The organism is Trinickia dabaoshanensis, from assembly GCF_002879885.1.
Taxonomy (GTDB): Bacteria; Pseudomonadota; Gammaproteobacteria; order Burkholderiales; family Burkholderiaceae; genus Trinickia; species Trinickia dabaoshanensis.
In genome coordinates this window covers 1-22,183 of the sequence record NZ_PNYA01000018.1, presented here as the reverse complement: position 1 = coordinate 22,183, position 22,183 = coordinate 1, and the positions used below count along the sequence as shown (strand labels likewise).

Sequence of the window (22,183 nt, the reverse complement as noted above, 5' to 3'; positions counted from 1 at the left end):
GCGCATGACGGGAGGCTCGTGCGGTTCGATCGGATCAGCGCGGCCACTCGTCCCGCTCGTCGTTGAATAACTCCGCAACGATGCCGCGCAGCCAGGTGGTGCGCGGGTCGTGATGAAATTTCCGGTGCCAGTGCTGTTTTAGGTCGATACGCGGTAGCGGCAACGGTGGCGGGGCCATCATGATCGATGCGTGTTCGGACGCGTATGCGAACCCGATCGCATGCGGTACTGTCGCGATCAGGTCGGTGCGCGACAGAATCATCGGCAAACTCATGAAGTGCGATGTCTCCAGCACCGCGCGTCGTTGAATGCGTTGGGAGCGAAGATACTGTTCGAGGATCTCCTGGCTGCGGCCTTCGGCGCGCACGACCGCGTGACCGTAGCGCAAAAACGCATCGAGCGTCAGCGGTGCTTTCGCGAGCGGGTGGTTGCTGCGCATCAAGCAGACGAACCGGTGAGAGAACAGGCGTTGCTGAAAGAAGTTGTTGCCTGATAGATCGGGAAAATAGCCCATGGCGAGATCGACTTCGCCCGCCGCTAGACCATCTTCGAGTTCTGCCGGCGGCAACGAAAGCGAACGCACGTTGGCGGCGGGAGCACGTTCGGCGAGAACCTGCAACAGTCGCGGTAGGAATACGATCTCTCCGACGTCCGACAACGCAATCGAAAACGTGCGGTTCGTCGTGGCCGGATCGAACTGCTGCGTGTCGAGCATAGCCTGCTGGACGTGCGCCAACGCGGCTCGCGCGGCGGGAATGAGCGCGAGTGCTCTCGGTGTGGGCTCCATGCCGTGCGCGGTCCGCACGAACAGAGGGTCGCCGAAGTACTCACGCATGCGCGCGAGGGCGCTGGAGACGCGCGGTTGGCTGACTTCGAGCGCTTGGGCCGCGAGACTGACGTTGCGCGCGTCGTCCATCGCGACGAGGTAGGGAATCAGATTCAGGTCGAGATCGAGCATCGCGGAAGGGGGCCTCGCATCGTTATGGCTTTCGCGCGTAGCAGCTTTCTCCAAGACGGCCTCGCCGCATATTGGGGATCACCCGACGCGCGCCGGGTACCCGATCGCGGCTTTAGACGGTCGCTATGCCGACGTAGTTTTCAGCCATGGCGATTGCCGCCGCACGCGAGGTGGTGACGTAGTCCAACTCCGCAACCTGCAGACGTTGTTCGAATGCCGAGGCATCGTCGAGACGGTGCATCATCCGCGTCATCCAATACGAGAAGTGCTCCGCACGCCAGATGCGCTTCAGCGCGGTCTCGCTATAGGCGTCGAGCAAGTCGCTGCGGCTTTCCGCATAGAACGCCTGCAAAGCGTTCGACAGAATGCGCACGTCGGATACCGCGAGGTTGAGCCCCTTCGCGCCGGTCGGCGGCACGATATGCGCGGCATCGCCTGCTAGATAGAGGCGTCCATGCTGCATGGTCGCCGAGACGAAACTGCGCATGCCGACGATGTTCTTCTGAAAGATCCGGCCTTCGGTAATGTGCCTTCCATCCGCGGAATCCACTCGCGCATGCAGCTCGGACCAGATCCGGTCGTCCGACCAGTTTTCGGCGGAGTCCTTCGGGTCGCATTGGAAGTACATTCTCTGCACGGTCGGCGATCGCGTGCTGATCAGCGCGAACCCGCGTTCGTGCCGTGCGTAGATCAGTTCTTCCGACGTGGGCGGTGCTTCGACCAAGATGCCGAACCAGCCGAATGGAAAGACTCGTTCGTAGTCGTTTCGCCGTGCGGCCGGAATGCACGCGCGCGACACGCCTTGCGAGCCGTCGCAACCGATCACGAAGTCGCAATGCAGGACGTGTTCGGCGTCGTCGTGGGTGAATCGAATGGAGGGTGCATCGGTGTCGATGCCGTCGATCGAGGTGTGCGAGACATTGAAATAGAGGGCACCGTTCGCTTCGACGCGCGCCGCGACCAGATCCTTGAGTACTTCGTGCTGCGCATACACGGTGATCGAATTGCCGGTCAACTCGGTTAGATCGATGCGCCGCCTCTTGCCCTCGAACGCCAGTTCGAAGCCGTGATGCACGAACCCTTCCGCCTTCATCCGATCGCCGACGCCTGCCTCCGTCAGCAAATCGGTCGTTCTTTGTTCGAGTACGCCCGCGCGGATGGTGGATTCGATTTGCTCGCGGCCGCGTGTCTCGAGCAATACGGAGTCGATGCCGTGGCGGTGGAGTAGATGGGAAAGCAGCAGCCCCGCGGGCCCGGCACCGACGATGCCAACTTGCGTACGCACGATATGTCTCCTAGGAAATCTAAAGCCTGCGCGCTCGTCACCGAAACGGGGCTTGGCCGAAGTCTGCCGACCCGTCACAAGCGGCGCAAGCGAGCGAAACGCATATGCACTATGTCGCCAGGCGATAGTGGTCGCGGCTATGGCGCATCGCGTGCACGGGTTTGCTGAGTATGTTCGATAATCGCACCGTATTTCGATAATCGCCGTTGACGCACGGGATGTGCGCCTCTACATTGTTCGTCAACGCGAACCTTGAGGCGTACCGGTAGGGCGCACACACCGATGATCGATAAGACAATTTCCTCGCTCGAGGCAGCCGTTGCAGGCATTCCCGACGGCGCCACCATCATGATCGGCGGGTTCGGCTCGGCCGGTCAGCCGGCCGAGTTGATCGACGCACTCATTGCACAGGGCGCGCGCGATCTCACGATCGTCAACAACAACGCGGGCAACGGCGAGATCGGTCTGGCCGCGCTGCTCAAGGCGCGCCGCGTGCGCAAGATCGTCTGCTCGTTTCCGCGGCAAGCCGATTCGCAAGTGTTCGACGCGCTGTTCCGTGCCGGCGAGATCGAGCTGGAACTCGTGCCGCAAGGCAATCTCGCGCTGCGCATTCAAGCGGCTGGTGCCGGGCTCGGCGCCGTGTTCACGCCCACGGGTTACGGCACGCGCTTGGCCGAAGGCAAGGAAACGCGCGTGATCGACGGCAAACCGTACGTGCTCGAATACCCGATCAAGGCCGAGTTCGCCTTGATCAAAGCCCACAAGGGCGACCGCTGGGGCAACCTCGTTTACCGCAAGGCGGCGCGCAACTTCGGACCGATCATGGCTATGGCCGCCACGACGACGATTGCCCAAGTATCGGAAATCGTCCCGCTCGGGGCGCTCGATCCCGAGACCATCGTGACGCCGGGGATTTTCACGCAACGAGTCGTGGCCGTGCCGCAAAGCCCCGCCCACACGCGCGCCGCGTGAGGAGCAATCGATGAACAAATGGACGCGCGATCAAATCGCACAACGTGTCGCCCGCGACATCCCGGAAGGGGCCTACGTGAACCTCGGAATCGGCTTGCCGACGAAGGTGGCCAACTACCTGCCGGCCGAGCGCGAAATCTTTCTGCACAGCGAGAACGGTTTGCTCGGCATGGGGCCCGCGCCCGCACCGGGCGAGGAAGACCCGGAACTGATCAATGCCGGTAAAGAGGCCGTGACCTTGCTCGAGGGCGGGGCATTCTTTCACCATGGCGATTCGTTTGCGATGATGCGCGGGGGCCACCTCGATATCTGCGTGCTCGGTGCATTCCAAGTGTCGAAGAACGGCGACTTGGCGAATTGGCATACGGGCGCGGCCGATGCGATCCCCGCGGTGGGCGGTGCCATGGATCTCGCGATCGGCGCCAAGCAGGTGTTCGTCATGATGGATCACCTGACCAAGACGGGCGAATGCAAGCTCGTCGAGGCGTGCACGTATCCGCTGACAGGTATCGAATGCGTCGATCGCATTTACACGGACTTGGCGGTCATCGATGTAACCGCGGACGGCCTCGTTGTTATCGATATCGTCGAAGGCATGAGCTTCGACACGCTGCAGGAAGTCACGCCCGTGCCGCTCAAGCAAGCTTGAACGATGCGGCCGGTCGGTTATTGACGGTGATTATCAGGAAACCTAAGTGTCCGCCTGTCGATATGCCGCGAAGGGCCTCGGCTCGACGCCGGCGTAGCGGCGTTTCGCTTTCGCTTTATCGGAGACAGCCCGCATGCAACATGCGAACGGCATCGCTTACACGACGGCAGGCCCGCAAGACGCGCCCGCCATCGTCCTTTCGAATTCACTCGGCACCACGCTCGATATGTGGTCGCCGCAGCTCGAGGCGCTGACACAGCGGTTTCGCGTCGTGCGATACGACGCGCGGGGCCATGGGGCCAGCACCGCCGCGCTCGATACGGTCACGCTCGATACGCTGGGACGAGACGTGCTTGCCGTGCTCGACGCGTTGAACATCGAGCGCGCGCATTTCTGCGGTATTTCGATGGGCGGTTTGACGGGGCAATGGCTCGGTGTGCATGCGGGCGAGCGAATCGGCAAGCTGATCGTCGCCAACACGGCTGCGCGCATCGGATCGTTCGACGGGTGGGCGCAACGAGCCGCGCTCGTGCGGGCCGAAGGCATGGCCGAGGTCGCGGCCGGCGCGGCGGGGCGTTGGTTCACGGCCGATTTCGTCGAGCGGCATCCGCGCAGCGTCGCGCAAATGACCGACGAATTGCGCGCAACGTCGGCGAGCGGATACGCGGCATGTTGCGATGCGTTGGCGACGGCCGATCTGCGCGAGGCCATTGCCACGATCGCAGTGCCGACCCTCGTGATCGCCGGTGAACACGATCCGGTGACGACCGTGGACGATGCCCGCTACATCGCCGAGCGCGTGCGGGACTCGCGCACGGTAGCGCTGAGCGCCTCGCACCTGTCCAACATCGAGGCGGCGGAAGCGTTTAACGCGGCTGTGTTGGCGTTCCTCGCCGAATGAGTAGCGTTTGTCGCACGGGGCGCCGCTCGGGCGCCCCGCACCGCCGCAATTAACCGTTGTCGCCGCCCGAAACCGGCAAGACCGCGCCGGTGATATACGCGGCTTCGTCGGATGCGAGAAAGAGAATCGGCGCGACTTGTTCGTCAAGCGTGCCGTAGCGTTTGAAGAAAGTCGACTCGGTCACCTGTTTCACCGCATCCGCCATCCAAATCTTTTCTTGCTCGGTATCGCCGGATGCGTTACGGGGCACGCGTCGAGCAGGCGCCTCGGTACCGCCGGGAGCGGCGGCGACCACGCGGATGTTGTGCTCGCCGTATTCCATCGCGAGCGATTGGGTCAGCGCGTTGACGCCGCCCTTGGCAGCCGAATACGGTACGCGGCGAATGCCGCGCGTCGCATTGGAGGAGACGTTGACGATCGTTCCGCGGCCTTGCGCGAGCATATGCGGAAGCACCGCATGACAGGCGTACAAGGTCGGCATCAGCGAGCGGCGGATTTCGGCGTCGATCTGCGCCGGTTCGAACTCCGCGTAAGGCCGCATGCGAATAGCGCCGCCCACGCCGTTCACGAGGACGTCGATGCGGCCGAACGTCTTCCTGGCAAACGCCATCGTGGACGCGGCGCCTTCGTAGGTCTCCAGGTCGGCAACGAAACCGGCGGCCTGCGCTCCGATTGCTTCGGCCGCGACCTCCGAGACGAACTCGGCGCGATCGACCAATAGCACGGCCGCGCCTTCGGCGGCCGCGCGTAGCGCGACGCCGCGGCCGATGCCTTGAGCGGCGCCCGTCACGACCATCACCTTACCTTCGAATCGTGGCGCGCTCATGCGGCCACCGCCGCTGCGTTGGGGGTGAACTTCTCATAGTGGAAGCTCGCGGGCGTGACGCCGCTCTCGTCGAAATAGCGGCGAACCGCATCCACCATCGGCGGCGGGCCGCAAAGGTAGACATCGACATCGCCGTCGTTCAAGGCTTCGGCCGGTATGTGTTGGGTCACCCAGCCTTTGCGCGGATGGTTCGAACCCGCCTCCGCCACGACCGTGCAAAACGTGAAATTCCGCAGCTTCGCCATGTACGCCTCGACCGCCTCCACTTGAACCAAGTCAAGCTCGCGCGTCACCCCGTAGACGAGATGGATGCGCTGCTGCGAGTGGCTGCGTGCGAGGACTTCGAGCATCGACAGGAAAGGCGCCAAGCCCGTTCCGCCCGCCAGAAACAATAGGGGCCGCTCGACCGCCCGCAGATAAAAGCTTCCAAGCGGGCCGGTCAGCGCGACTTTGTCGCCGGGTCTTGCCGATTCGAGCCACGTGCTCATCACGCCGCCGGGAATCTTCTTGATCAGGAAACTGACCTTCGATTCGCCCGGCGCGGACGAGAACGAGTACGAACGACGCTCTCCGCTATCGGGCACTTCGACGTTCACGTACTGACCGGCCAGGAAAGCGGGAGGCGAACCCTCTACCTCGAACTCGAGAACCACCGCGGCGTCATGGTGCGGTTCCAGCTTCGTGAGCGTTGCCTCGAAACGACTTTGTTCCGTTTTGCATGCCGCCGACGAAGCGGGCACCGCTATCACGCAATCGCTTTGCGGCACCATTTGGCAGGTCAGCACGAGACCGCTTGCCTTCTCTTCGTCGCTCAACGCGTCTTCGATGTAGTCGTCGCCCAGATCATAAGCGCCGCTCTGAGCCCGGCACTTGCAGGTCCCGCATACGCCGTCCGAACAATCCATCGGCAAGTTGATCTTGGCTCGAAATGCGGCATCGAGAACTTTTTCTCCGGCTTTGCATTCGACGAAGCGTGTGACGCCGTCTTCGAAATTCAGCGCGATGGTATAGCTGGACATATTGCCTCCGACATCCTGTCTCTTTCCGACCGCTGGCATCAAACGTGATAGACGTCGAGCACTTGGCGGATGTAGTCGTTCTTCAACACGATCTTCTTGCGTGAGATCAACAAGCGGCCGTCCACTTTCCGGAATGTGACGTGGATGGTGCCGAAGAACTGGTCCGTGATCTTGTAACGGTGGTTCAACGTGTTGAAGTTGTATCGAACGTCCACCTCGTTTTCGCGTTCGGTCAGCACTTCCACGTTGGACACGGTGTGGCTCGTACGCGGCTCCGGCATCGAGGCGCCGCTGCGCTCGGTCTTGATGCGAAATACCCGATCCTCCAACCCACACCGGTTGGCGTAGTACATCAGCGAGATTTGGGCTTGCGGGTCTTCGGTCAGCTTGTCGTCGTCGTCCCAAGCAGGCATCCAATAGTCCACGTCTTCGGCATAGCAGGCCAACCATTCGTCCCACTCTCGGTCGTCCAGGAAGCGCGCCTCGCGATAGAGCGCATTGCAGATTTCTTGATAGCCGATGCTCATGCCGCCGCCTCCGCTTGTTCCATGCGCAGCGCTTCGCGCATCGCTTTCATCCAGTATTCGTGTTGAACCACGAATAGGCCCTCGTCTTCGCTGCGCTCGCCCGAAACGAGCGGGTTCAAACCCATGGCTTTCGCATTGGCGTCCGGTCCGTGAACCCACAGCGGGGCGCCGCGCGACATGTCGTTCCATGCAGACGCCGTGCCGCCGTATCCCGCCTGACATGCGCGGAATTCTTCTAGATCGTCGCTCGTGCCCATGCCCGAGACGTTGAAGAAGTCTTCGTACTGGCGGATGCGGATGGCACGGCTTTCGGCGCTTTCGCCTTTCGGTGCGAAGCAAAAAATGCTGACTTCGGTTTTGTCGACGGCAAGCGGGCGGATCACGCGAATTTGCGTGCTGAACTGGTCCATCAGAAATACGTTCGGGTACAAACACAGATTGCGCGTTTGATTGACGATGTACTTCGCTTTCTCATCGCCCACGCGCGCGGCGATCTCGTCGCGATGCCGGTACACGGGCCGCACTTCGGGATTCATCGTGTTGGTCCAAAGCAGAATGTGCCCGTGCTCGAAGCCGTACACACCCGCCACCGACTTGCTCCAACCGTTCGCGTCGACGGCGCGTGTGCCTTCCACGTTGCGGCGGCCCATCGTGGCCGCGTAGTTCCAGTGAACGGTGCTGACGTGGTAGCCGTCGCAACCGTTTTCCATCTGCATCTTCCAATTGCCGTCGTAGACGTAAGAGGAATTGCCGCGCAACACTTCGAGACCGTTAGGCGCTTGCGAGACGATCTGGTCGATGATGACCTTGGTCTCGCCGAGATAGTCTTCGAGCGGGATGACGTCGGCGTTCAGGCTGCCGAAGAGGAAGCCGCGATAGTTCTGAAACCGCGGCACCTTCGTGAGATCGTGCGAGCCCTGCTTGTTGAACTGCACGGGATATTCGGTGGTCTTCTCGTCTTTCACCTTCAGAAGCTTGCCGGTGTTCGCGAACGTCCAGCCGTGAAACGGGCAGGTGAAGCTGCCCTTGTTGCCGTGTTTGCGACGGCACAGCATGGCGCCCTTGTGAGCGCAGGCGTTGATCACCGCGTGCAGTTCGCCGCTCTTGTCGCGCGTGACGACGACAGGCTGGCGCCCGATCCAAGTGGTGTAGTAGTCGTTGATCTCGGGCACCTGGCTTTCATGCGCGAGGTACACCCAGTTGCGCTCGAAGATGTGCTTCATCTCGAGTTCATATAAATCGGCGTTCGTGAAGATCTCGCGGCGGCAACGGAACACGCCGCCTTGCTCGTCGTGTTGAACCGCGTGACTGAGCAAGTCGTCCAGTTCTCTTGCTTTGTCGATGCTTGTGGACATGAGTCGTCTCCCTATGCGCTTCGCGGGCTTCGCAGGGAAGCCCTCGGCATCGGCTCGGATAGTTCGGGCGAAAGAAGGCGGCCGCGCGATGAGCGAGCCGCCGGGGATGCGATTAGAGCGTGACGGATGCGCGCGGGCGATTGACCACTTGGTTGTCCTTGCCTTGCACCAGCGGCGTTAGCGCGATGTCGAACTCGATTTCCTTGTAAGCGTCGGTTTTGAGGCCCAGCGCGGTGCCGCCGGTTTTCTCGACCACGCGCGGCACGAGTTCCTCGCGCGTCGCATAAGCGAAATCGTCCCAAATGAGCGGATCGCCTTCGATGTTGATTTGCGTCGTCAGCTTGCGTGTCTTCTCGCTCGTGACGAAGAAATGCACATGGGCGGGGCGGTTGCCGTGACGCGCCAGCGCGTTGAGCAGTTGCTGCGTCGCGCCTTGCGGCGGGCAGCCGTAGCCGACGGGCATCAGGGTCCGGAATTCATACTTGCCGTCGGCGCCGGTCTTCACGGCGCCGCGCAGGTTGAAGTCGTCTTGAGCGCCGGTCGGGTCGAAGTGCGAGTAGAAGCCCTTCGAATTGGCGTGCCAGCATTCGACGAGCGCATCGCTCACCGGCTTACCGTTCGGGTCCGTCACCGTGCCGCGAATGACGAGCGGGCCGGCGTTTTCGTCCGGGTTCAGGTCGATCTTGGCGACGCCGTTGCGCACGGGTGCGCCCGCAACGTAGAGCGGACCTTCAATGGTGCGCGGCGTGCCGCCGTGGATGTCTGCCTCGCGGTCCGCGGCGTCCATGCGGATGTCGAGATACTTTTCGAGCCCGAGGCCGGCCGCGAGCAATGCGGCTTCGCCGTCCTGCCCGAGCTTGTTGAAGTAGCTCACGCCGGCCCAGACTTCATCGGGCGTCATGTCGAGTTCGTCGATCGCCCTGAACAAGTCGCTCAGCAGGCGATGCGTGATCTGCTTGACGCGATCGTTGCCCTCGCCGGATCCGAGGTTGGCCGCTGCCGTAAGCAGGTCCTGCACTTCGCTCGATTCGAATACCTTGACGCTCATTGTCTGCTCCTGACTCTCGTTATCGTCGATGGGGTTAACCCTCGCCTCGATCCAATCCGATAATGCTCAGAAGGTATAATTCGGACGGAAATCAGCATGTAGAGGCAGAATAGAGGACGCAAAACAGGCAGGTCCAACACTGATTTAGTATCGGTCCATATCCAAGAGGTATTGAAATGGAGTTGCGACACCTTCGCTACTTCGTAGCGGTTGCCGAGGAGCGCAACTTCACGCGCGCGGCGCAGCGGCTTCACATCGCCCAGCCGCCGTTGAGCCGGCAGATACAGCAGCTCGAAGAATCGCTCGGCGTGCAGTTGTTCGAGCGAAACTCGCGGCCGTTGAAACTGACGGAGACGGGGAAGTTCTTTTACTCGCATGCGGTGCAGTTGATTGCGCAGACGAGCGAGTTGGAATCGATGACGAGGCGCGTCGGCAACATCGAACGCAGTCTATCGGTGGGCTTCGTCGGTTCGACGCTCTACGGGATGCTCCCGAAAATCATCCGCCGCTTTCGCGACGAGAACGCGACGGTCGAGTTGAGTCTGCACGAGATGTCGACGATGGACCAACTGCGCGCGCTCAAAGATGGCCGCATCGACGTGGGCTTCGGCCGCATCCGGCACGAGGACCCGAACATTCGTCGCGTGATTCTGCGCGAGGAAAAATTGATCGTCGCGCTGCCGGTCGGTCATGCGCTTTCGCTCGCAAAGCCTGCGCTGTCGCTGCGCGATCTCGTCAACGAGACGCTCATCATCTTTCCCCAGTCGCCGCGCCCCAGCTACGCGGACCAAGTCCTCTCCGCGTTTCAGGACCGGGCGCTCACCCCTCGGCGCATCTATGAAGTCCGCGAACTGCAGATCGCGCTGGGGCTGGTCGCGGCGGGGGAGGGCATTGCGGTGGTGCCGAGCAGTGTGTACGGACTCAAGCGCGACGACGTGAGCTATATGGAGCTCGACGATCCAACGCTCGTCTCGCCGATCATCATGAGCATGCGTGCCATGGACGAGTCGCGCGACATCAAGGAAATGCTCGAACTCATCTACCGCTTGTATGAGGAAGAGCGGATTCCCTACCTGCCGCGCACCGACAAGGGACGATAAGAGTCTCATACCTGGGAGGTATCGCATCAGACGTCGATGGTCTTGGACAGGCGCGGAACGGCCGGGCAATACTGCCGCAACTCACCCACTCCGTCATTTCAGGTATGAACGCCCAAGTTACATCCGTCGAAGCGATCTTGGTCGATCTTCCGACCATTCGCGCGCATCAGCTCTCCATGGCGACGATGCGGCAACAAACCATGGTGATCGTCCGTCTGCGCTCGAGCGACGGCATCGAAGGCATCGGCGAGGCCACGACGATCGGCGGCCTGTCGTATGGGGAAGAAAGCCCCGAAGGCATCAAGCTGACAATCGACCGGTACCTGGCGCCCGCGCTGGCCGGACACGACGCGACCAACATCAACGCCGCCATGGTCAAGCTGAACAAGGCGGCGCGCGGCAATCGCTTCGCCAAGTCCGGCATCGAAACGGCGCTGCTCGATGCGCAAGGCAAACGGCTCGGCGTACCGGTGTCGGCGCTGCTCGGCGGGGCCGTGCGCAAGACGCTGCCCGTGCTGTGGACGCTTGCAAGCGGCGACACCGGCCGCGATATCGAGGAAGCGGAGATGCTCCTCGCGGAGCGTCGTCACCATACCTTTAAGTTGAAGATCGGCCGTCGTAGCGTCCGCGAAGACGTGGCGCACGTGTCGAAGATCAAAGCCGCGCTCGGCGACCGGGCGAAGGTGACGGTGGACGTCAATCAGGCATGGAGCGAGATCGATGCGGCGGCGGGTATCGCCTCGCTGGAAGCCGCCGGCATCGACCTCATCGAACAACCGACTCCACGCGAGCATCGCGGGGCGCTTGCGCGGCTTGCCGCGCGGTTCATCGTTCCCATCATGGCGGACGAGGGAATCACGGGTCCCGAAGATGCGCTCGATCTCACGCGCGATGCCTGCGCGGATGTCTTCGCGCTGAAGATCGCGAAGGCCGGCGGCATCTACGCGATGATGCGGACCGCGGCCGTTGCCGACGCGGCTGGCGTCCAACTGTACGGCGGAACGATGCTCGAAGGCAGTATCGGTTCGATTGCCTCGGCGCACGGATTCAGCGCGCTGCCGCAACTGTCGTGGGGCACCGAGCTCTTCGGGCCGCTCTTGCTCAAGGATGACATCGTTACGGCGCGCCCCGCCTACCGGGACTTCGATCTCCATCTTCCCGAAGGCCCCGGGCTCGGTCTGCAGATCGACGAAGATAAGCTCGCTTTTTACCGTCGCGACAAAGATGCGTAAACACGCGCCGCTGTCGATATCGGCGTCGCGTGCCCCTCAGGCTACAAACCGGGCATCACCTTTGAAGGAGCCAGCATGCTGTTTCTCGTAAGAATGGATGTGCACCTGCCGCACGATATGCCGCAGGCACAGGCGGAGGAAATCAAAGCCCGCGAAAAAGCCTACTCGCAGGAGTTGCAGCGAGCGGGGAAGTGGCAACAGTTGCATCGCATCGTGGGCGAGTACGCGAACTACAGTGTCTTCGACGTCGATTCGAACGACGAACTGCACACGATTCTCTCGTCGCTGCCGTTGTTCCCCTACATGACGTTGCAGGTGACGGCGCTTGCGCGTCATCCGTCGTCGATTCGTTGAAATTACGGCACGGCGCATTCGGGATCGGCGCTTAGCGGCGCCTACTCCCGGCTACTTCATAGCGCGAGCAGTGCCAATTCCCCAGCGCTCTCGCGCAGAGCCGGCAAAATGCGGCTTTCCATTTCGGCCGGCGACATGCGCGCCGCCTGCACGCCGACGTTGAGCGCGGCGATCACCCGCCCTTCGGCGCCATGAATCGGCACGGCGATCGAGCGCAAGCCGATTTCCAATTCCTGATCGTTAAGGGCATACCCGTTGGTGCGCACGGAAGCGATCGTGTCGCGCAAGCCCTCGCGGGAAACGATCGTACGCGGCGTGTATTGAATGAGTTTCGTGCGATCTAGATAGGCGTCGAGCGCCTCGGCGCTCAATTGCCCCAGCAGCACGCGGCCCATCGACGTGCAATAGGCGGGCAGGCGGCTGCCGATGTGAAGATCGATCGACATGATGCGCGAAGTCGATGCGCGTGCGATGTACAGGATCTCATCGCCGTCGAGAATGGCGACCGAACTCGACTCGTTCAGCGTGGCACTGAGATGGCGCAACACGGGCTGCGCCGCGTGAGCGAGCGGCGTCGTCGCGAGGTAGGCGTGGCCAAGTTTCAACACGCGCGGACGAAGCGAAAACAGGCGGTTGTCCTCCTCGGCCACGAAGCCCAATTTCGCGAGCGTGTAAAGACACCGTCTGACGGCGGCGCGCGGAATCCCGGTGCGCTGACTGATCTGGGACGTCGTCAGCACTCGGCGCTCCTGCGAAAAGGCTTGGAGAACGGCTAGGCCCCGTTCGAGCGAAGTCATGAAATTAGGATCGCCGGCGGACGCGGCATCCGCCACGGGCTCGTTGCTCTCCTGTTCGGCGCCGGCATGCTCGACGATTTGTTCAGATGTTTCCGGTTCGGTGCGGCGGCTCGCTCGTTTCATGGCAGTTCCTTTAGCTGGGCGAATTATAGCGATGGGGGCGTTATACGCGCGAAGGTTGCCGTTGACGGCAGGCGCTTCGATGCAATTGGTTCGCCAGATGATCGATAATCGCACAGTATTCTGATGATCGCACTTGACGAGGGTGTTGAGCAACCCCAAGATTGCCTCATCGAATGTCATGACCATGAAGCCGGGGCGGCCGGCGCACGCAAAGGATCCGAGATGGAAAACGCCTATATCTGCGACGCAATTCGAACGCCGATCGGTCGCTACGGCGGTGCACTGGCATCGGTGCGCGCCGACGATCTGGCCGCGGTGCCGATCAAAGCGCTGATCGAGCGCAACGCCACGGTCGATTGGAGCGCGATCGACGACGTCATCTTCGGCTGCGCGAACCAGGCGGGGGAGGACAACCGCAACGTCGCCCGCATGGCGACGCTGCTCGCCGGTTTGCCCGAAGAGATTCCGGGCAGCACGGTCAATCGGCTTTGCGGGTCGGGGCTCGATGCGCTGGGTATCGCGGCGCGGGCGATCAAGAGCGGCGAGACTGCGCTCATGATTGCAGGCGGCGTGGAAAGCATGAGCCGTGCGCCGTTCGTCATGGGCAAGGCGGAAAGCGCGTTCAGCCGCGCCGCCAAGATCGAAGATACGACCATCGGCTGGCGTTTCGTCAATCCTGCGATGCGGGCGATGTATGGCGTCGATTCGATGCCCGAGACGGCGGAGAACGTGGCGAGCGAGTTCGCGATCGGCCGTGACGATCAAGATAGATTTGCGCTGCGTAGTCAGCAGCGTGCGGCGGCGGCGCAAGAGAGCGGGCGGTTTACCGAAGAGATCGTTCCGGTCGCCGTGGCCCAGAAAAAGGGGGACCCGCTCTGGGTGGCGAAGGACGAACATCCCCGCGCAACGACGCTCGAGGCGCTTGCCAAGCTCAAAGGAGTGGTGCGGCCTGATGGGACGGTGACGGCGGGCAATGCATCGGGCGTGAACGACGGTGCATGTGCATTGTTGCTGGCGAACGAACGCAGCGCGGCTAAATTCGGCTTGCGGCCCCGCGCTCGCATCGTGGCGATGGCGACGGCGGGTGTTGCGCCGCGCATCATGGGCGTTGGGCCCATCGACGCCGTGCGCAAGGTGCTGCGCGTGGCTGGTTTGACCCTGGAGCAGATGGACGTCATCGAGTTGAACGAAGCATTTGCCGCGCAAGCGCTGGCTGTGGGACGCGCGCTCGGGATCTCGGACGACGATGAGCGGCTGAACCCGAACGGCGGGGCGATCGCGCTGGGGCATCCACTCGGTGCGTCCGGGGCCCGGCTTGCGACGACGGCGATGTATCAGCTTGCCCGTACCGGCGGCCGATACGCGCTATGCACGATGTGTATCGGCGTGGGGCAGGGGATCGCGCTCGTGCTGGAGCGGGTCTGAAACGACGAATTGGCGCTGATGGCCGCCTTGCGGTATCGCGCGTCAAGCAGGCGGCTGCAGACTTTCTCGGCGTGCGTCCTCGGCATCGACGTCTTCGCGGCAGTCGTCGTAGTGAACGAGCCGGTTGCCGCCGAGCGACTTGGCTCGATATAACGCTTGGTCGGCGGCCGAGAGCAGATCGGCAAGCGACGCTGTGCCGCGGCCCGGCACCGCTAGACCAATGCTGACGGTGGCGCGAAAGGTGTCGCCGTCGACGCTATGCGACGTCGCGGCGAACCGGTGCGCAACGGCCTCGCCAACCTTGCTCGCGCGGTGGCTGTCACAGCCCGGCAGCAGGGCCGCGAACTCTTCGCCACCGATTCGCGCGAGAATCGCGTCCGCGCTCGCGGTGGCGCGGACCGTATCCGCGAATGATTTCAACACCTCGTCACCGGTCTTGTGCCCATAGCGATCGTTGATTTTCTTGAAGCGGTCGAGATCGAACGCGAGTAATGCGACCGGTTGCCGATGCGTCGCGGACTCGTTGACGATTCGCTCTCCCTCCTCGAAGAACAACCGTCTATTGCCCAAGCGAGTCAAATAATCCGAACGAGACTCCTGCAACAATTCGCCATGCACTTCTTCGCGCGTGAGACGTAATAGGGTCATCGGCAAGACGACGGAATAGAGCACCCCTTCGTACATGGTGATTTCGCTGGAAACCGATAGTGCGCGCACCCCGTAGATGGAGTACAGCCATGGCAGGCCGAACGCCCTGGCTGCATAAAACAACGTGTGGACGCTCGTCACTGCGACCGCGACACGTCGAGATTGAACGGCGGGCATTCCATCGGTGCGCATCAATTCCCGTGCCGTCATGGCGGTTGCTAGCGCGATCGGAACGGCACTCACGTAGAGCCAAACGGCGGCTTGCCAGCGCACGCCGGCTACGGCCCACGTTAGGCCCATCAAGAGCAGCAATGCTACCGAGCACCGCAAGTACCGTCGGCCGTTGAATGCCGCGACACCGCGAAGAACGAGGAGATAACCGCCCAGAATGACGAGATTGCTCACGGCGGCGCCGGCGGTGCCCAGCCATTCCCGCCGAAATGCAGCCACCGCGCAGCCGGCGCCCAGCGTCGCAAATCCAACCGCCAGCGTGCGTAGCTCCTTGCTCCGCTTGGGATGCGATAGGTGCTCCCAGTACATCATGGCGGAACTCGCTAGCAACGTTCCGATTATTAAAAAGTAAAGGGTGGCTAAATCGACTCTCATCGCGGTTGTCAAAGCGCGTCCCCGCCACGACGAGGAAAGGGTGATGGACGAACTGAATTAACGGCAAATGCCGCTCATTCTTGAGAAAGGGTGACGGAATGGTAGCAGGTTGCGATGCGAAGCCACTTTAGCCGAAAAAGATCGGCGCCGGCTCAGTCGCCTTGAATCGGCTGATGCAAAATGTCCGCATCCGAAACGCGGAGCATTCCCATGGGCATCAACTTCGATTTGAACGATTTGCAGGCGTTTCGCGCTGTGGCTGAGTTGGGTAGCTTCCGCAAGGCCGCCGAGGCCGTCAACATCTCGCAGCCGGCACTGAGCCGTCGCATCGACAAGCTCGAGCAAGCGCTCGGCGTGCGTCTATTCGAGCGAACGACGCGAAGCGTCACGCTCACCACCGTCGGCCGCGTATTCGCGCCAAGCGCGGAACAACTGCTCGACGACCTCGACGTCGCGTTGCTCGGCATACGCGACGTGTCGTCGAGCCGGATGGGTCACGTGACCATCGCCTGCGTGCCGTCGGTGGCCTACTACTTCCTGCCGGCCGTCATCTCGACGTATCGTCGCCGCTTTCCGCGCATCCGGGTCAAGCTGTTGGATTCGAGCGCAAACGACGTGCTGGCTGCCGTCATGAGCGGCGAGGCCGATTTCGGCGTGAGCTTTATCGGCAGCCAGGACGCGGAGGTCGAATTCAAAGTGCTGCTGCAAGAGCGCTTCGTTGCCGCTTGTCGTCGCGATCACCCGTTGGCGAATAAAAAGCGCGTGACCTGGAACGAGCTTTACGAGTACGAATACGTCTCGGTGGATAAGACTTCCGGCAACCGCCTACTGCTCGATCAGGCGTTGTCGGCCGTCGCGCCGCGCGCGCCGAGCGTCTGCGAGACGCGACACGTCACGACGATGCTCGGGCTCGTCGAAGCGGGGCTCGGTGTCGCGGCCGTGCCGTCGATGGCGATGCCGGGACGCGATCATCCGGTGCTCACGAGTGTGCCGCTGGTCGAGCCCGTGGTGAAGCGGCGCGTCGGGATCGTGAGGCGGCGTGGGCGGCCGCTTACGCCGGCCGCCCTGGAGTTTCACAAGACGATTGTCGAGACGAAGCGCGGCGGCGCTGTAGGCGCCGATACCGCGGAAATCGGCGCATCTTCGAAATCGAAACGGCGAGTCTCTCGGTAGCTCGGTTTCAACGAGGGGACACGCTGTCGAGCCCCGTCGATTTCACTTCCGCTTGAACGGAGGGTGACGCGAGATACTCGAGCAAGGCTTTCGCTTCCTTCGGATGCTGCGCGTTGACGGGGATGCCCGCGGCGAAGCGCGTGACCGATTGCAGCGATTCGGGAATCTTTCCGACAAAGGTCGCTCCCTTCACCGGCAGCAATTCGCTGACTTGCTGAAAGCCGACTTCATAGTCGCCCTTGGCCACCACAGAGGCGACGGGAATGCGCGGAATCATTTCGGCCTTGGACTTGACCTGATCTTCGATGCCGAGCTTCTTGAACAACTCCCGCTCGATGTAGACACCGCTGGCGCTGTCCGAGTAGGCGATCGATTTGGCATGCAACAGCACCTGACGCAGGTCGTCCGGCGTGCCGATATCGGGCTTGGGCGCGCCTTCGCGCACGACCATGCCGATGCGTGAATCGGCCAACTCGACGCGCGATCCGGGGATGATCTTGCCGTCCGCAATCAATTTATCGAGTGCATATCCCACCATGATGACGGCGTCGGCGGGCTCGCCGCGCTCGAGCCGATTGGGAATGGCTTCGGGCGATTTCCCCATCGAGGGGCCCAGCGCGGTGTCGAGCGTATCGCCGGTCTTGGCGGCGAACTTAGGGCCGAGCACCTTGTACGCCGCGGTAAAGCCGCCGGATGTCATGACGTGCAGATCGGCGGCCTGTACGTTCGCCGCCGCGGCCGAGGTTGCGACGAGCGCTGCCGCGCATAGCTTCAAAAACAGGTTTTTCATCATCGGAGTCGTGTTGGATCGGATGGGATTTGGGCGATGCCGATTAAGCTCTCGCTCAGTGCGCCGGACTCAACGTCGTTGCGCGGCGGCGATACAGTGCGAACGTCGAAACAAGGGCGCACGCCGCGGCAAAGCTCATCCAGTAGCCGGGTGCCGCTTTGTCTCCGGTCATATGGATCAGCGCCGTCGAGATAGCGGGCGTGAAGCCACCGAATACGGCGGTCGCGAGGCTATACGCCAGCGAGAAGCCGGCGACGCGTACCTGCGCCGGCATCACTTCCGTCAGCGCGACGACCATTGCGCCGTTGTAGAGGCCGTACATGAACGAGAGCCAGAGAAGAACGAGCAGCATGTTCAGGAAGCTCGGCGCATGGGCAAGCAAGGAGAGTGCCGGATAGGCGGTCGCGATGTTCAATATCGTCATGCCCGTAAGAAGTGGCCGGCGGCCGATCCGGTCGGATAGCGCGCCGCCTATCGGAAGCCATACGAAGTTGGACACGGCGACACACAGCGTGACCAGCAAACTATCGGCGGTGCTCAGGTGCAGGACGGTCTTGCCGAACGTCGGGGCGTACACCGTGATCAGATAAAAGCTCGCGGTGGTCATGGCGACGAGCATCATGCCGGCGAGTACGACAGCCCAGTTCTGGCCGAGCGTTTGAAACACTTCGCGCATGCTCGGGCGATGCCGGCGTGCTTTGAACTCCTGTGTCTCTTCCAAATTCCGGCGCAGCAGGAAGATGAACGGCACGATCATGCAGCCGACGAAGAATGGGAGCCGCCATCCCCACGCCGCAATGGTCGTCGCGTTTTGCCATTCATGAAGCCCGAAGCCGAGACCCGCGGCCACGACGATCGCCACCTGTTGACTCGCCGATTGCCAACTCGTGAAGAAGCCTTTGCGGCCGGGCGTCGCCATTTCGGCGAGGTACACGGATACGCCGCCCAACTCCGCGCCCGCGGAGAATCCCTGCAGAAGCCGGCCCACGAGCACGAGCGCGGGCGCGAGAAGGCCGATCGTCGCGTAGCCGGGGACGAATGCGATGAGGATCGTGCCGCTCGCCATGATCGAGAGCGTGACGATGAGGCCTTTGCGGCGGCCCACGTCGTCGATGTACGCGCCGAGCACGATCGCGCCCAGCGGACGCATGAGAAAGCCGGCGCCGAAGACGGCGAACGTCATCATCAACGAGGCGAATTCGCTTCCGGAAGGAAAGAAGACGTTGGCGATTTGCGTGGCGTAGAAGCCGAACAGAAAGAAGTCGAACTGTTCAAGAAAATTTCCGGCCGTGACGCGAAAGACCACGGCGGCCTTCGAACGGCCCCGCGCAACGGTAGAGGGGGAGGGGTGCATCGATGTGTCTCCTGAGATGCCGAAATGGGCGATGGTCCGCTCTTCGGCGTTTCAGGGATGTTCTCCCGCAATCGATCGAACGTTAATTGCAATTTTTCGAAGGATTGATGTTTTTCGGTTATCAATGAACGGCAATATTCAGCGGGCGGTTGCTTCCGGCAACGCTTGTCTTGTGGAATCGGCGCGCCATTTCGCCGGGGTCACGCCTACCTGTCGCTTGAAGACCCGCTGAAACGCGGCTTCGGATCGATAGCCCACCGCTTCGCCGATTTCGGCGATCGACATGCCGGTTTGAGCGAGTTTGCGGCCGGCAAGCGCCATGCGAATTTCCGTGAGTACGTCGGCCGCTGAGCGGCCGATCGCTTCGTCGAAATGGCGCGCGAACGTAGCGCGGGACATATGGCAGAGCTCAGCCAGGCTGGGAAGCGTCCATGGTTTTTCAGGCTCGTCGAACATGGCCGCGAGTGCCGGTTGCAGGCGCTGACGCTGAGCAAGCGCAAGCAAGCCTCGCGGCGCCTGGTCGGTTTCGGAGGCGCAACGCAGGGTGAGCGCGAACAGAGCGCCCGAAAGCTGATTGACGACCGTCGCGAAGCCCGGCCGCTGCTCGAATGCTTCCTCTCGCATCAATTCAATGACGCGGGCGAGCCGGGTGGCGGCAAACGCCGCCTCTCGCGAGCGCCCCTCACCCTCGATCACGCTGCTTACGATCAGGCGTCCGGGCAGGTGGTCGCGCATCAACCGCTGCGGGACGGCAGGGAGCACGAAGCGCCCGCACAATACATCGGCGCCTTCGTTTGCGCCGCCGTTCGTCGCAATGGTCAATCCGTTGTTGTTCCGTTTGCGCGTAGCCCGGGGCCGGTCGCCGCTGCCGTCGTGCAACCGGTGAGCGCTACCGGAGGGGAAGAGCACGATATCGCCGGCTTTCATCCGGATCGCGGGCGCGCTCTTCCCGCCGGCATCGCTTTCGACGACCGCCTCGCCACGCAACAGCACGTGATACGGGAATTCCCACTCGTTCGACTCGGGATGGTCGATGGTCCACGGGGAGCCGAAGTGACACCGTACATCCAGCCGTCCGGTGACAGGCATCAGCGAGAGCAGTCGGTCCAGTAATTCCATGTGAGACGTTTGAGCATGAAGTTGCCGAATTATGGCATTAATAAGCTCGTCCTGCGGGCCTAAACTCTCTCCCATGCCATCGAACATGGCTAACCCAATCAACCCGAAAGGAGTCCGTTCATGTCCCGTCTCGCCACCATTCGCCCCGAAGAAGCCACCGGCCCGGCCGCCGAGGTGTTCGCAAAGATCAAGAAGGCCGCCGGCAAGGTACCCAATGCCTACGCGACCATCGGCTCGCATAGTCTCGAAGCGCTCAGCGCGGCGCTCGCGTTCGACGGGGCCGTTGCCGCGAGTACGCTCGGCAAGCCGGATATCGAAGTGATCAAGCTCGTCGTCAGCGAGCACGTGGGCTGTGACTATTGCGTCGCCGCGCATACGTTGATGGGCAAACTCGCCGGGCTATCGAGCGACGATATGAAGCAGGTGCGTGCGGGCGGTGCAACCGGCGATGCGAAGCGCGACGCGTTGGCGGCCTACGTGCGCGCACTGGTCGGCACACGCGGAACGGTGCCCGAGGCGGTTGTCGATGCGGTGCGCACGGCTGGCTACTCCGATCGCAACCTCATCGAAATCAATCTCGCCATTGCGTCGATTACGTTCACGAATCTCGTGAATCGCGTGAACGATACGACGCTGGACTTCCCGGCGGTCGCGTAGTTCGCGGAGTTGCATAGGGCGCGAGCCACATGCCGCTCCGTATTCGGATGGGTATTATTTCGGCACGTGGCGTATTTGAAATCGCAGGCGAAAGCATCGCGGACAGACGGACGCTAGACGGGTCTGTCTGTCGCGCTCGATGGATTCGGGATTTCAACCGCGCTTTGAACCCGATACCGATCAGGATCACCTATGCTGACCGCCCTTGCGATTTCCAACTATCGATCGATTCGCGAGCTAGTTGTGCCGCTGACGAACCTGAACGTGGTCACGGGCGCGAACGGCAGCGGGAAGTCCAATCTGTATCGGGCATTGAGTCTTTTGTCCGGCGTTGCGCGCGACGGCATCGTCGGCCCGCTCGCGAGGGAAGGGGGCCTGCAGTCGGTTCTTTGGGCGGGGCCGGAGGATCGCTCGGGCAGGATGCGGCGAGGCGAGGTTCTCGTGCAGCGGTCCGCTAAAGGGTCGCCGCCGCCTCGTCTGAGGCTTGGCTTCAGCGGTGACGAGTTTGGCTACGCGGTCAGCATGGGCATCGTGACGGGTTACGGGAACGAAGACAGACTCACGCCGTCATCGTTCTCGCTCGATCCGGAATTCAAACGGGAGGCAATTTGGGCCGGCCCGGTCGTGCGTCCTGCCGCCATTCTCGTGGATCGCGAGGGGGGCGTGGTACGCCGTAGAACGGATGACGGGTGGGCCGTCGTGACGCAGGGCCTGCCGCGGTACGAAAGCCTCTTTTCGCAGATCGGGAGAGACTCGGTAAGCCCCGAGGTGTTTCACGTCCGCGAATCGATGCGAAGCTGGCGATTTTACGATCACTTCCGCATCGATCCCGACGCGCCCGCCCGCCGTTCCCAAATCGGTACGCGGACCGCGGTCTTGCATCACGATGGCCGAGATCTAGCGGCGGCCTGGCAGACCATTCGTGAGATCGGCGATCGAACGGCGCTCGACGATGCCGTTGCCGATGCGTTCCCCGGGGCCAGCGTCACGATCGACAGCGAGCCCGGGGGGCTATTCTCGTTACGCTTTCACCAAGACGGACTGATGCGCCCGTTGACGGCCGCGGAGTTGTCGGACGGCACGCTGCGGTATCTGCTGCTCGTCTGCGCGCTCTTGACGGCGCGCCCGCCCGATCTAACAGGCTGTTGAAATACCTCCCGCAGACGTCATCCGAGCGGGAGGGGTAAACGTTGAAAGAAGGAATCGACCAACACTGAGAGCGAAACGATGCGCGGAGCGGACGGCTACACCGAGACGATGTTCAC

General features: G+C 62.3%; 22 protein-coding genes. 10 read left to right on the top strand and 12 right to left on the bottom strand.

All coding sequences use genetic code 11. The annotated features are described in order from the left end of the window. Positions 1 to 34: 34 nt before the first annotated feature. Positions 35 to 958 (bottom strand): LysR family transcriptional regulator, encoded by a 924-nt coding sequence (locus tag C0Z18_RS19270; protein WP_102647029.1) that lies wholly within the window; start codon positions 956 to 958, stop codon positions 35 to 37. 112 nt (positions 959 to 1,070) lie between these two features. Then, a complete protein-coding gene (locus C0Z18_RS19265) occupies positions 1,071 to 2,243 on the bottom strand; it encodes a 4-hydroxybenzoate 3-monooxygenase (RefSeq protein WP_102647028.1) in 1,173 nt (390 codons plus the stop codon). A 282-nt stretch (positions 2,244 to 2,525) separates the two neighbouring features. Here C0Z18_RS19265 and C0Z18_RS19260 point away from each other — a divergent pair, with 282 nt between their 5' ends. The 3 genes from C0Z18_RS19260 (at position 2,526) to pcaD (ending at position 4,765) form a co-directional block, all read left to right on the top strand. Then, a complete protein-coding gene (locus C0Z18_RS19260; RefSeq protein ID WP_102647027.1) occupies positions 2,526 to 3,215 on the top strand; it encodes a 3-oxoacid CoA-transferase subunit A in 690 nt (229 codons plus the stop codon). A 10-nt stretch (positions 3,216 to 3,225) separates the two neighbouring features. Further along, positions 3,226 to 3,864, top strand: coding sequence for a 3-oxoacid CoA-transferase subunit B (locus C0Z18_RS19255; protein WP_102647026.1), 639 nt, complete (start codon positions 3,226 to 3,228; stop codon positions 3,862 to 3,864). 133 nt (positions 3,865 to 3,997) lie between these two features. After that, positions 3,998 to 4,765 (top strand): 3-oxoadipate enol-lactonase, encoded by a 768-nt coding sequence (gene pcaD, locus C0Z18_RS19250; RefSeq protein WP_102647025.1) that lies wholly within the window; start codon positions 3,998 to 4,000, stop codon positions 4,763 to 4,765. A 49-nt stretch (positions 4,766 to 4,814) separates the two neighbouring features. On the opposite strand, the gene benD is transcribed toward pcaD, so the two are convergent. The 5 genes from benD to catA form a co-directional block, all read right to left on the bottom strand. Continuing rightward, positions 4,815 to 5,591, bottom strand: coding sequence for a benzoate diol dehydrogenase BenD (gene benD / locus C0Z18_RS19245; RefSeq protein WP_102647024.1), 777 nt, complete (start codon positions 5,589 to 5,591; stop codon positions 4,815 to 4,817). Continuing rightward, positions 5,588 to 6,610, bottom strand: coding sequence for a benzoate 1,2-dioxygenase electron transfer component BenC (gene benC, locus C0Z18_RS19240; protein ID WP_102647137.1), 1,023 nt, complete (start codon positions 6,608 to 6,610; stop codon positions 5,588 to 5,590). The genes benD and benC overlap by 4 nt, the downstream gene beginning before the upstream one ends. Positions 6,611 to 6,648: 38 nt before the next feature. Then, complete coding sequence (benB, locus tag C0Z18_RS19235; protein ID WP_102647023.1) at positions 6,649 to 7,137, bottom strand: benzoate 1,2-dioxygenase small subunit; 489 nt, start codon at positions 7,135 to 7,137, stop codon at positions 6,649 to 6,651. Continuing rightward, complete coding sequence (locus C0Z18_RS19230) at positions 7,134 to 8,492, bottom strand: Rieske 2Fe-2S domain-containing protein (protein ID WP_102647022.1); 1,359 nt, start codon at positions 8,490 to 8,492, stop codon at positions 7,134 to 7,136. The genes benB and C0Z18_RS19230 overlap by 4 nt, the downstream gene beginning before the upstream one ends. Positions 8,493 to 8,604: 112 nt before the next feature. Then, positions 8,605 to 9,540: a catechol 1,2-dioxygenase gene (gene catA / locus C0Z18_RS19225; RefSeq protein WP_102647021.1), complete on the bottom strand. Its 936-nt coding sequence runs from the start codon at positions 9,538 to 9,540 to the stop codon at positions 8,605 to 8,607. 176 nt (positions 9,541 to 9,716) lie between these two features. On the opposite strand from catA, the gene C0Z18_RS19220 reads away from it, so the two are divergent. The 3 genes from C0Z18_RS19220 (at position 9,717) to catC (ending at position 12,226) form a co-directional block, all read left to right on the top strand. After that, positions 9,717 to 10,640, top strand: a complete 924-nt coding sequence (locus tag C0Z18_RS19220; protein ID WP_102647020.1) for a LysR family transcriptional regulator — start codon at positions 9,717 to 9,719, stop codon at positions 10,638 to 10,640. 104 nt (positions 10,641 to 10,744) lie between these two features. After that, the gene (locus tag C0Z18_RS19215) at positions 10,745 to 11,872 is read left to right on the top strand and encodes a muconate/chloromuconate family cycloisomerase (RefSeq protein WP_102647019.1); all 1,128 of its coding nucleotides are present in this window, start codon (positions 10,745 to 10,747) and stop codon (positions 11,870 to 11,872) included. Positions 11,873 to 11,947: 75 nt separating this feature from the next. Next, positions 11,948 to 12,226 carry a muconolactone Delta-isomerase gene (gene catC / locus C0Z18_RS19210; protein ID WP_102647018.1) on the top strand — a complete coding sequence of 93 codons (279 nt, stop codon included), beginning with the start codon at positions 11,948 to 11,950 and terminating at the stop codon, positions 12,224 to 12,226. 56 nt (positions 12,227 to 12,282) lie between these two features. Here catC and C0Z18_RS19205 read toward each other — a convergent pair whose 3' ends face one another. Next, entirely contained in the window at positions 12,283 to 13,146 is an 864-nt protein-coding gene (locus C0Z18_RS19205; RefSeq protein WP_102647017.1) for an IclR family transcriptional regulator domain-containing protein, read from the bottom strand. A gap of 222 nt (positions 13,147 to 13,368) precedes the next feature. On the opposite strand from C0Z18_RS19205, the gene pcaF reads away from it, so the two are divergent. Beyond that, positions 13,369 to 14,571, top strand: a complete 1,203-nt coding sequence (pcaF, locus tag C0Z18_RS19200) for a 3-oxoadipyl-CoA thiolase (protein ID WP_102647136.1) — start codon at positions 13,369 to 13,371, stop codon at positions 14,569 to 14,571. Positions 14,572 to 14,613: 42 nt separating this feature from the next. On the opposite strand, the gene C0Z18_RS19195 is transcribed toward pcaF, so the two are convergent. After that, on the bottom strand, positions 14,614 to 15,825 hold the full coding sequence (locus tag C0Z18_RS19195) for a GGDEF domain-containing protein (RefSeq protein ID WP_102647016.1): 1,212 nt from the start codon (positions 15,823 to 15,825) through the stop codon (positions 14,614 to 14,616). 210 nt (positions 15,826 to 16,035) lie between these two features. Here C0Z18_RS19195 and C0Z18_RS19190 point away from each other — a divergent pair, with 210 nt between their 5' ends. Continuing rightward, positions 16,036 to 16,998: a LysR family transcriptional regulator gene (locus C0Z18_RS19190; RefSeq protein WP_102647135.1), complete on the top strand. Its 963-nt coding sequence runs from the start codon at positions 16,036 to 16,038 to the stop codon at positions 16,996 to 16,998. A 7-nt stretch (positions 16,999 to 17,005) separates the two neighbouring features. Here C0Z18_RS19190 and C0Z18_RS19185 read toward each other — a convergent pair whose 3' ends face one another. The 3 genes from C0Z18_RS19185 to C0Z18_RS19175 form a co-directional block, all read right to left on the bottom strand. Continuing rightward, complete coding sequence (locus C0Z18_RS19185) at positions 17,006 to 17,788, bottom strand: substrate-binding domain-containing protein (protein ID WP_102647134.1); 783 nt, start codon at positions 17,786 to 17,788, stop codon at positions 17,006 to 17,008. Between the two features lie 55 nt (positions 17,789 to 17,843). Then, positions 17,844 to 19,142, bottom strand: a complete 1,299-nt coding sequence (gene tcuC / locus C0Z18_RS19180; protein ID WP_102647015.1) for an MFS transporter — start codon at positions 19,140 to 19,142, stop codon at positions 17,844 to 17,846. A 138-nt stretch (positions 19,143 to 19,280) separates the two neighbouring features. Then, complete coding sequence (locus tag C0Z18_RS19175) at positions 19,281 to 20,261, bottom strand: cupin domain-containing protein (RefSeq protein WP_102647014.1); 981 nt, start codon at positions 20,259 to 20,261, stop codon at positions 19,281 to 19,283. Positions 20,262 to 20,381: 120 nt separating this feature from the next. Between C0Z18_RS19175 and C0Z18_RS19170 the strand changes: the two genes are divergently transcribed. Both C0Z18_RS19170 and C0Z18_RS19165 read left to right on the top strand, forming a co-directional pair. Continuing rightward, complete coding sequence (locus C0Z18_RS19170) at positions 20,382 to 20,918, top strand: carboxymuconolactone decarboxylase family protein (RefSeq protein ID WP_102647013.1); 537 nt, start codon at positions 20,382 to 20,384, stop codon at positions 20,916 to 20,918. A gap of 192 nt (positions 20,919 to 21,110) precedes the next feature. After that, complete coding sequence (locus C0Z18_RS19165) at positions 21,111 to 22,067, top strand: AAA family ATPase (RefSeq protein WP_102647012.1); 957 nt, start codon at positions 21,111 to 21,113, stop codon at positions 22,065 to 22,067. Positions 22,068 to 22,183: the final 116 nt, after the last annotated feature.

What these genes read in the sequence shown, in the direction of transcription:
- C0Z18_RS19185 (WP_102647134.1), bottom strand. Translation starts at nt 17,788, where the DNA reads ATGAAAAACCTGTTTTTGAAGCTATGCGCGGCAGCGCTCGTCGCAACC.
- C0Z18_RS19220 (WP_102647020.1), top strand. Translation starts at nt 9,717, where the DNA reads ATGGAGTTGCGACACCTTCGCTACTTCGTAGCGGTTGCCGAGGAGCGC.
- C0Z18_RS19215 (WP_102647019.1), top strand. Translation starts at nt 10,745, where the DNA reads ATGAACGCCCAAGTTACATCCGTCGAAGCGATCTTGGTCGATCTTCCG.
- catA (WP_102647021.1), bottom strand. Translation starts at nt 9,540, where the DNA reads ATGAGCGTCAAGGTATTCGAATCGAGCGAAGTGCAGGACCTGCTTACG.
- C0Z18_RS19190 (WP_102647135.1), top strand. Translation starts at nt 16,036, where the DNA reads ATGGGCATCAACTTCGATTTGAACGATTTGCAGGCGTTTCGCGCTGTG.
- benC (WP_102647137.1), bottom strand. Translation starts at nt 6,610, where the DNA reads ATGTCCAGCTATACCATCGCGCTGAATTTCGAAGACGGCGTCACACGC.
- pcaD (WP_102647025.1), top strand. Translation starts at nt 3,998, where the DNA reads ATGCAACATGCGAACGGCATCGCTTACACGACGGCAGGCCCGCAAGAC.
- C0Z18_RS19175 (WP_102647014.1), bottom strand. Translation starts at nt 20,261, where the DNA reads ATGGAATTACTGGACCGACTGCTCTCGCTGATGCCTGTCACCGGACGG.
- C0Z18_RS19195 (WP_102647016.1), bottom strand. Translation starts at nt 15,825, where the DNA reads ATGAGAGTCGATTTAGCCACCCTTTACTTTTTAATAATCGGAACGTTG.
- pcaF (WP_102647136.1), top strand. Translation starts at nt 13,369, where the DNA reads ATGGAAAACGCCTATATCTGCGACGCAATTCGAACGCCGATCGGTCGC.
- C0Z18_RS19170 (WP_102647013.1), top strand. Translation starts at nt 20,382, where the DNA reads ATGTCCCGTCTCGCCACCATTCGCCCCGAAGAAGCCACCGGCCCGGCC.
- benD (WP_102647024.1), bottom strand. Translation starts at nt 5,591, where the DNA reads ATGAGCGCGCCACGATTCGAAGGTAAGGTGATGGTCGTGACGGGCGCC.
- benB (WP_102647023.1), bottom strand. Translation starts at nt 7,137, where the DNA reads ATGAGCATCGGCTATCAAGAAATCTGCAATGCGCTCTATCGCGAGGCG.
- C0Z18_RS19260 (WP_102647027.1), top strand. Translation starts at nt 2,526, where the DNA reads ATGATCGATAAGACAATTTCCTCGCTCGAGGCAGCCGTTGCAGGCATT.
- C0Z18_RS19270 (WP_102647029.1), bottom strand. Translation starts at nt 958, where the DNA reads ATGCTCGATCTCGACCTGAATCTGATTCCCTACCTCGTCGCGATGGAC.
- tcuC (WP_102647015.1), bottom strand. Translation starts at nt 19,142, where the DNA reads ATGCACCCCTCCCCCTCTACCGTTGCGCGGGGCCGTTCGAAGGCCGCC.
- C0Z18_RS19205 (WP_102647017.1), bottom strand. Translation starts at nt 13,146, where the DNA reads ATGAAACGAGCGAGCCGCCGCACCGAACCGGAAACATCTGAACAAATC.
- C0Z18_RS19255 (WP_102647026.1), top strand. Translation starts at nt 3,226, where the DNA reads ATGAACAAATGGACGCGCGATCAAATCGCACAACGTGTCGCCCGCGAC.
- C0Z18_RS19230 (WP_102647022.1), bottom strand. Translation starts at nt 8,492, where the DNA reads ATGTCCACAAGCATCGACAAAGCAAGAGAACTGGACGACTTGCTCAGT.
- catC (WP_102647018.1), top strand. Translation starts at nt 11,948, where the DNA reads ATGCTGTTTCTCGTAAGAATGGATGTGCACCTGCCGCACGATATGCCG.
- C0Z18_RS19165 (WP_102647012.1), top strand. Translation starts at nt 21,111, where the DNA reads ATGCTGACCGCCCTTGCGATTTCCAACTATCGATCGATTCGCGAGCTA.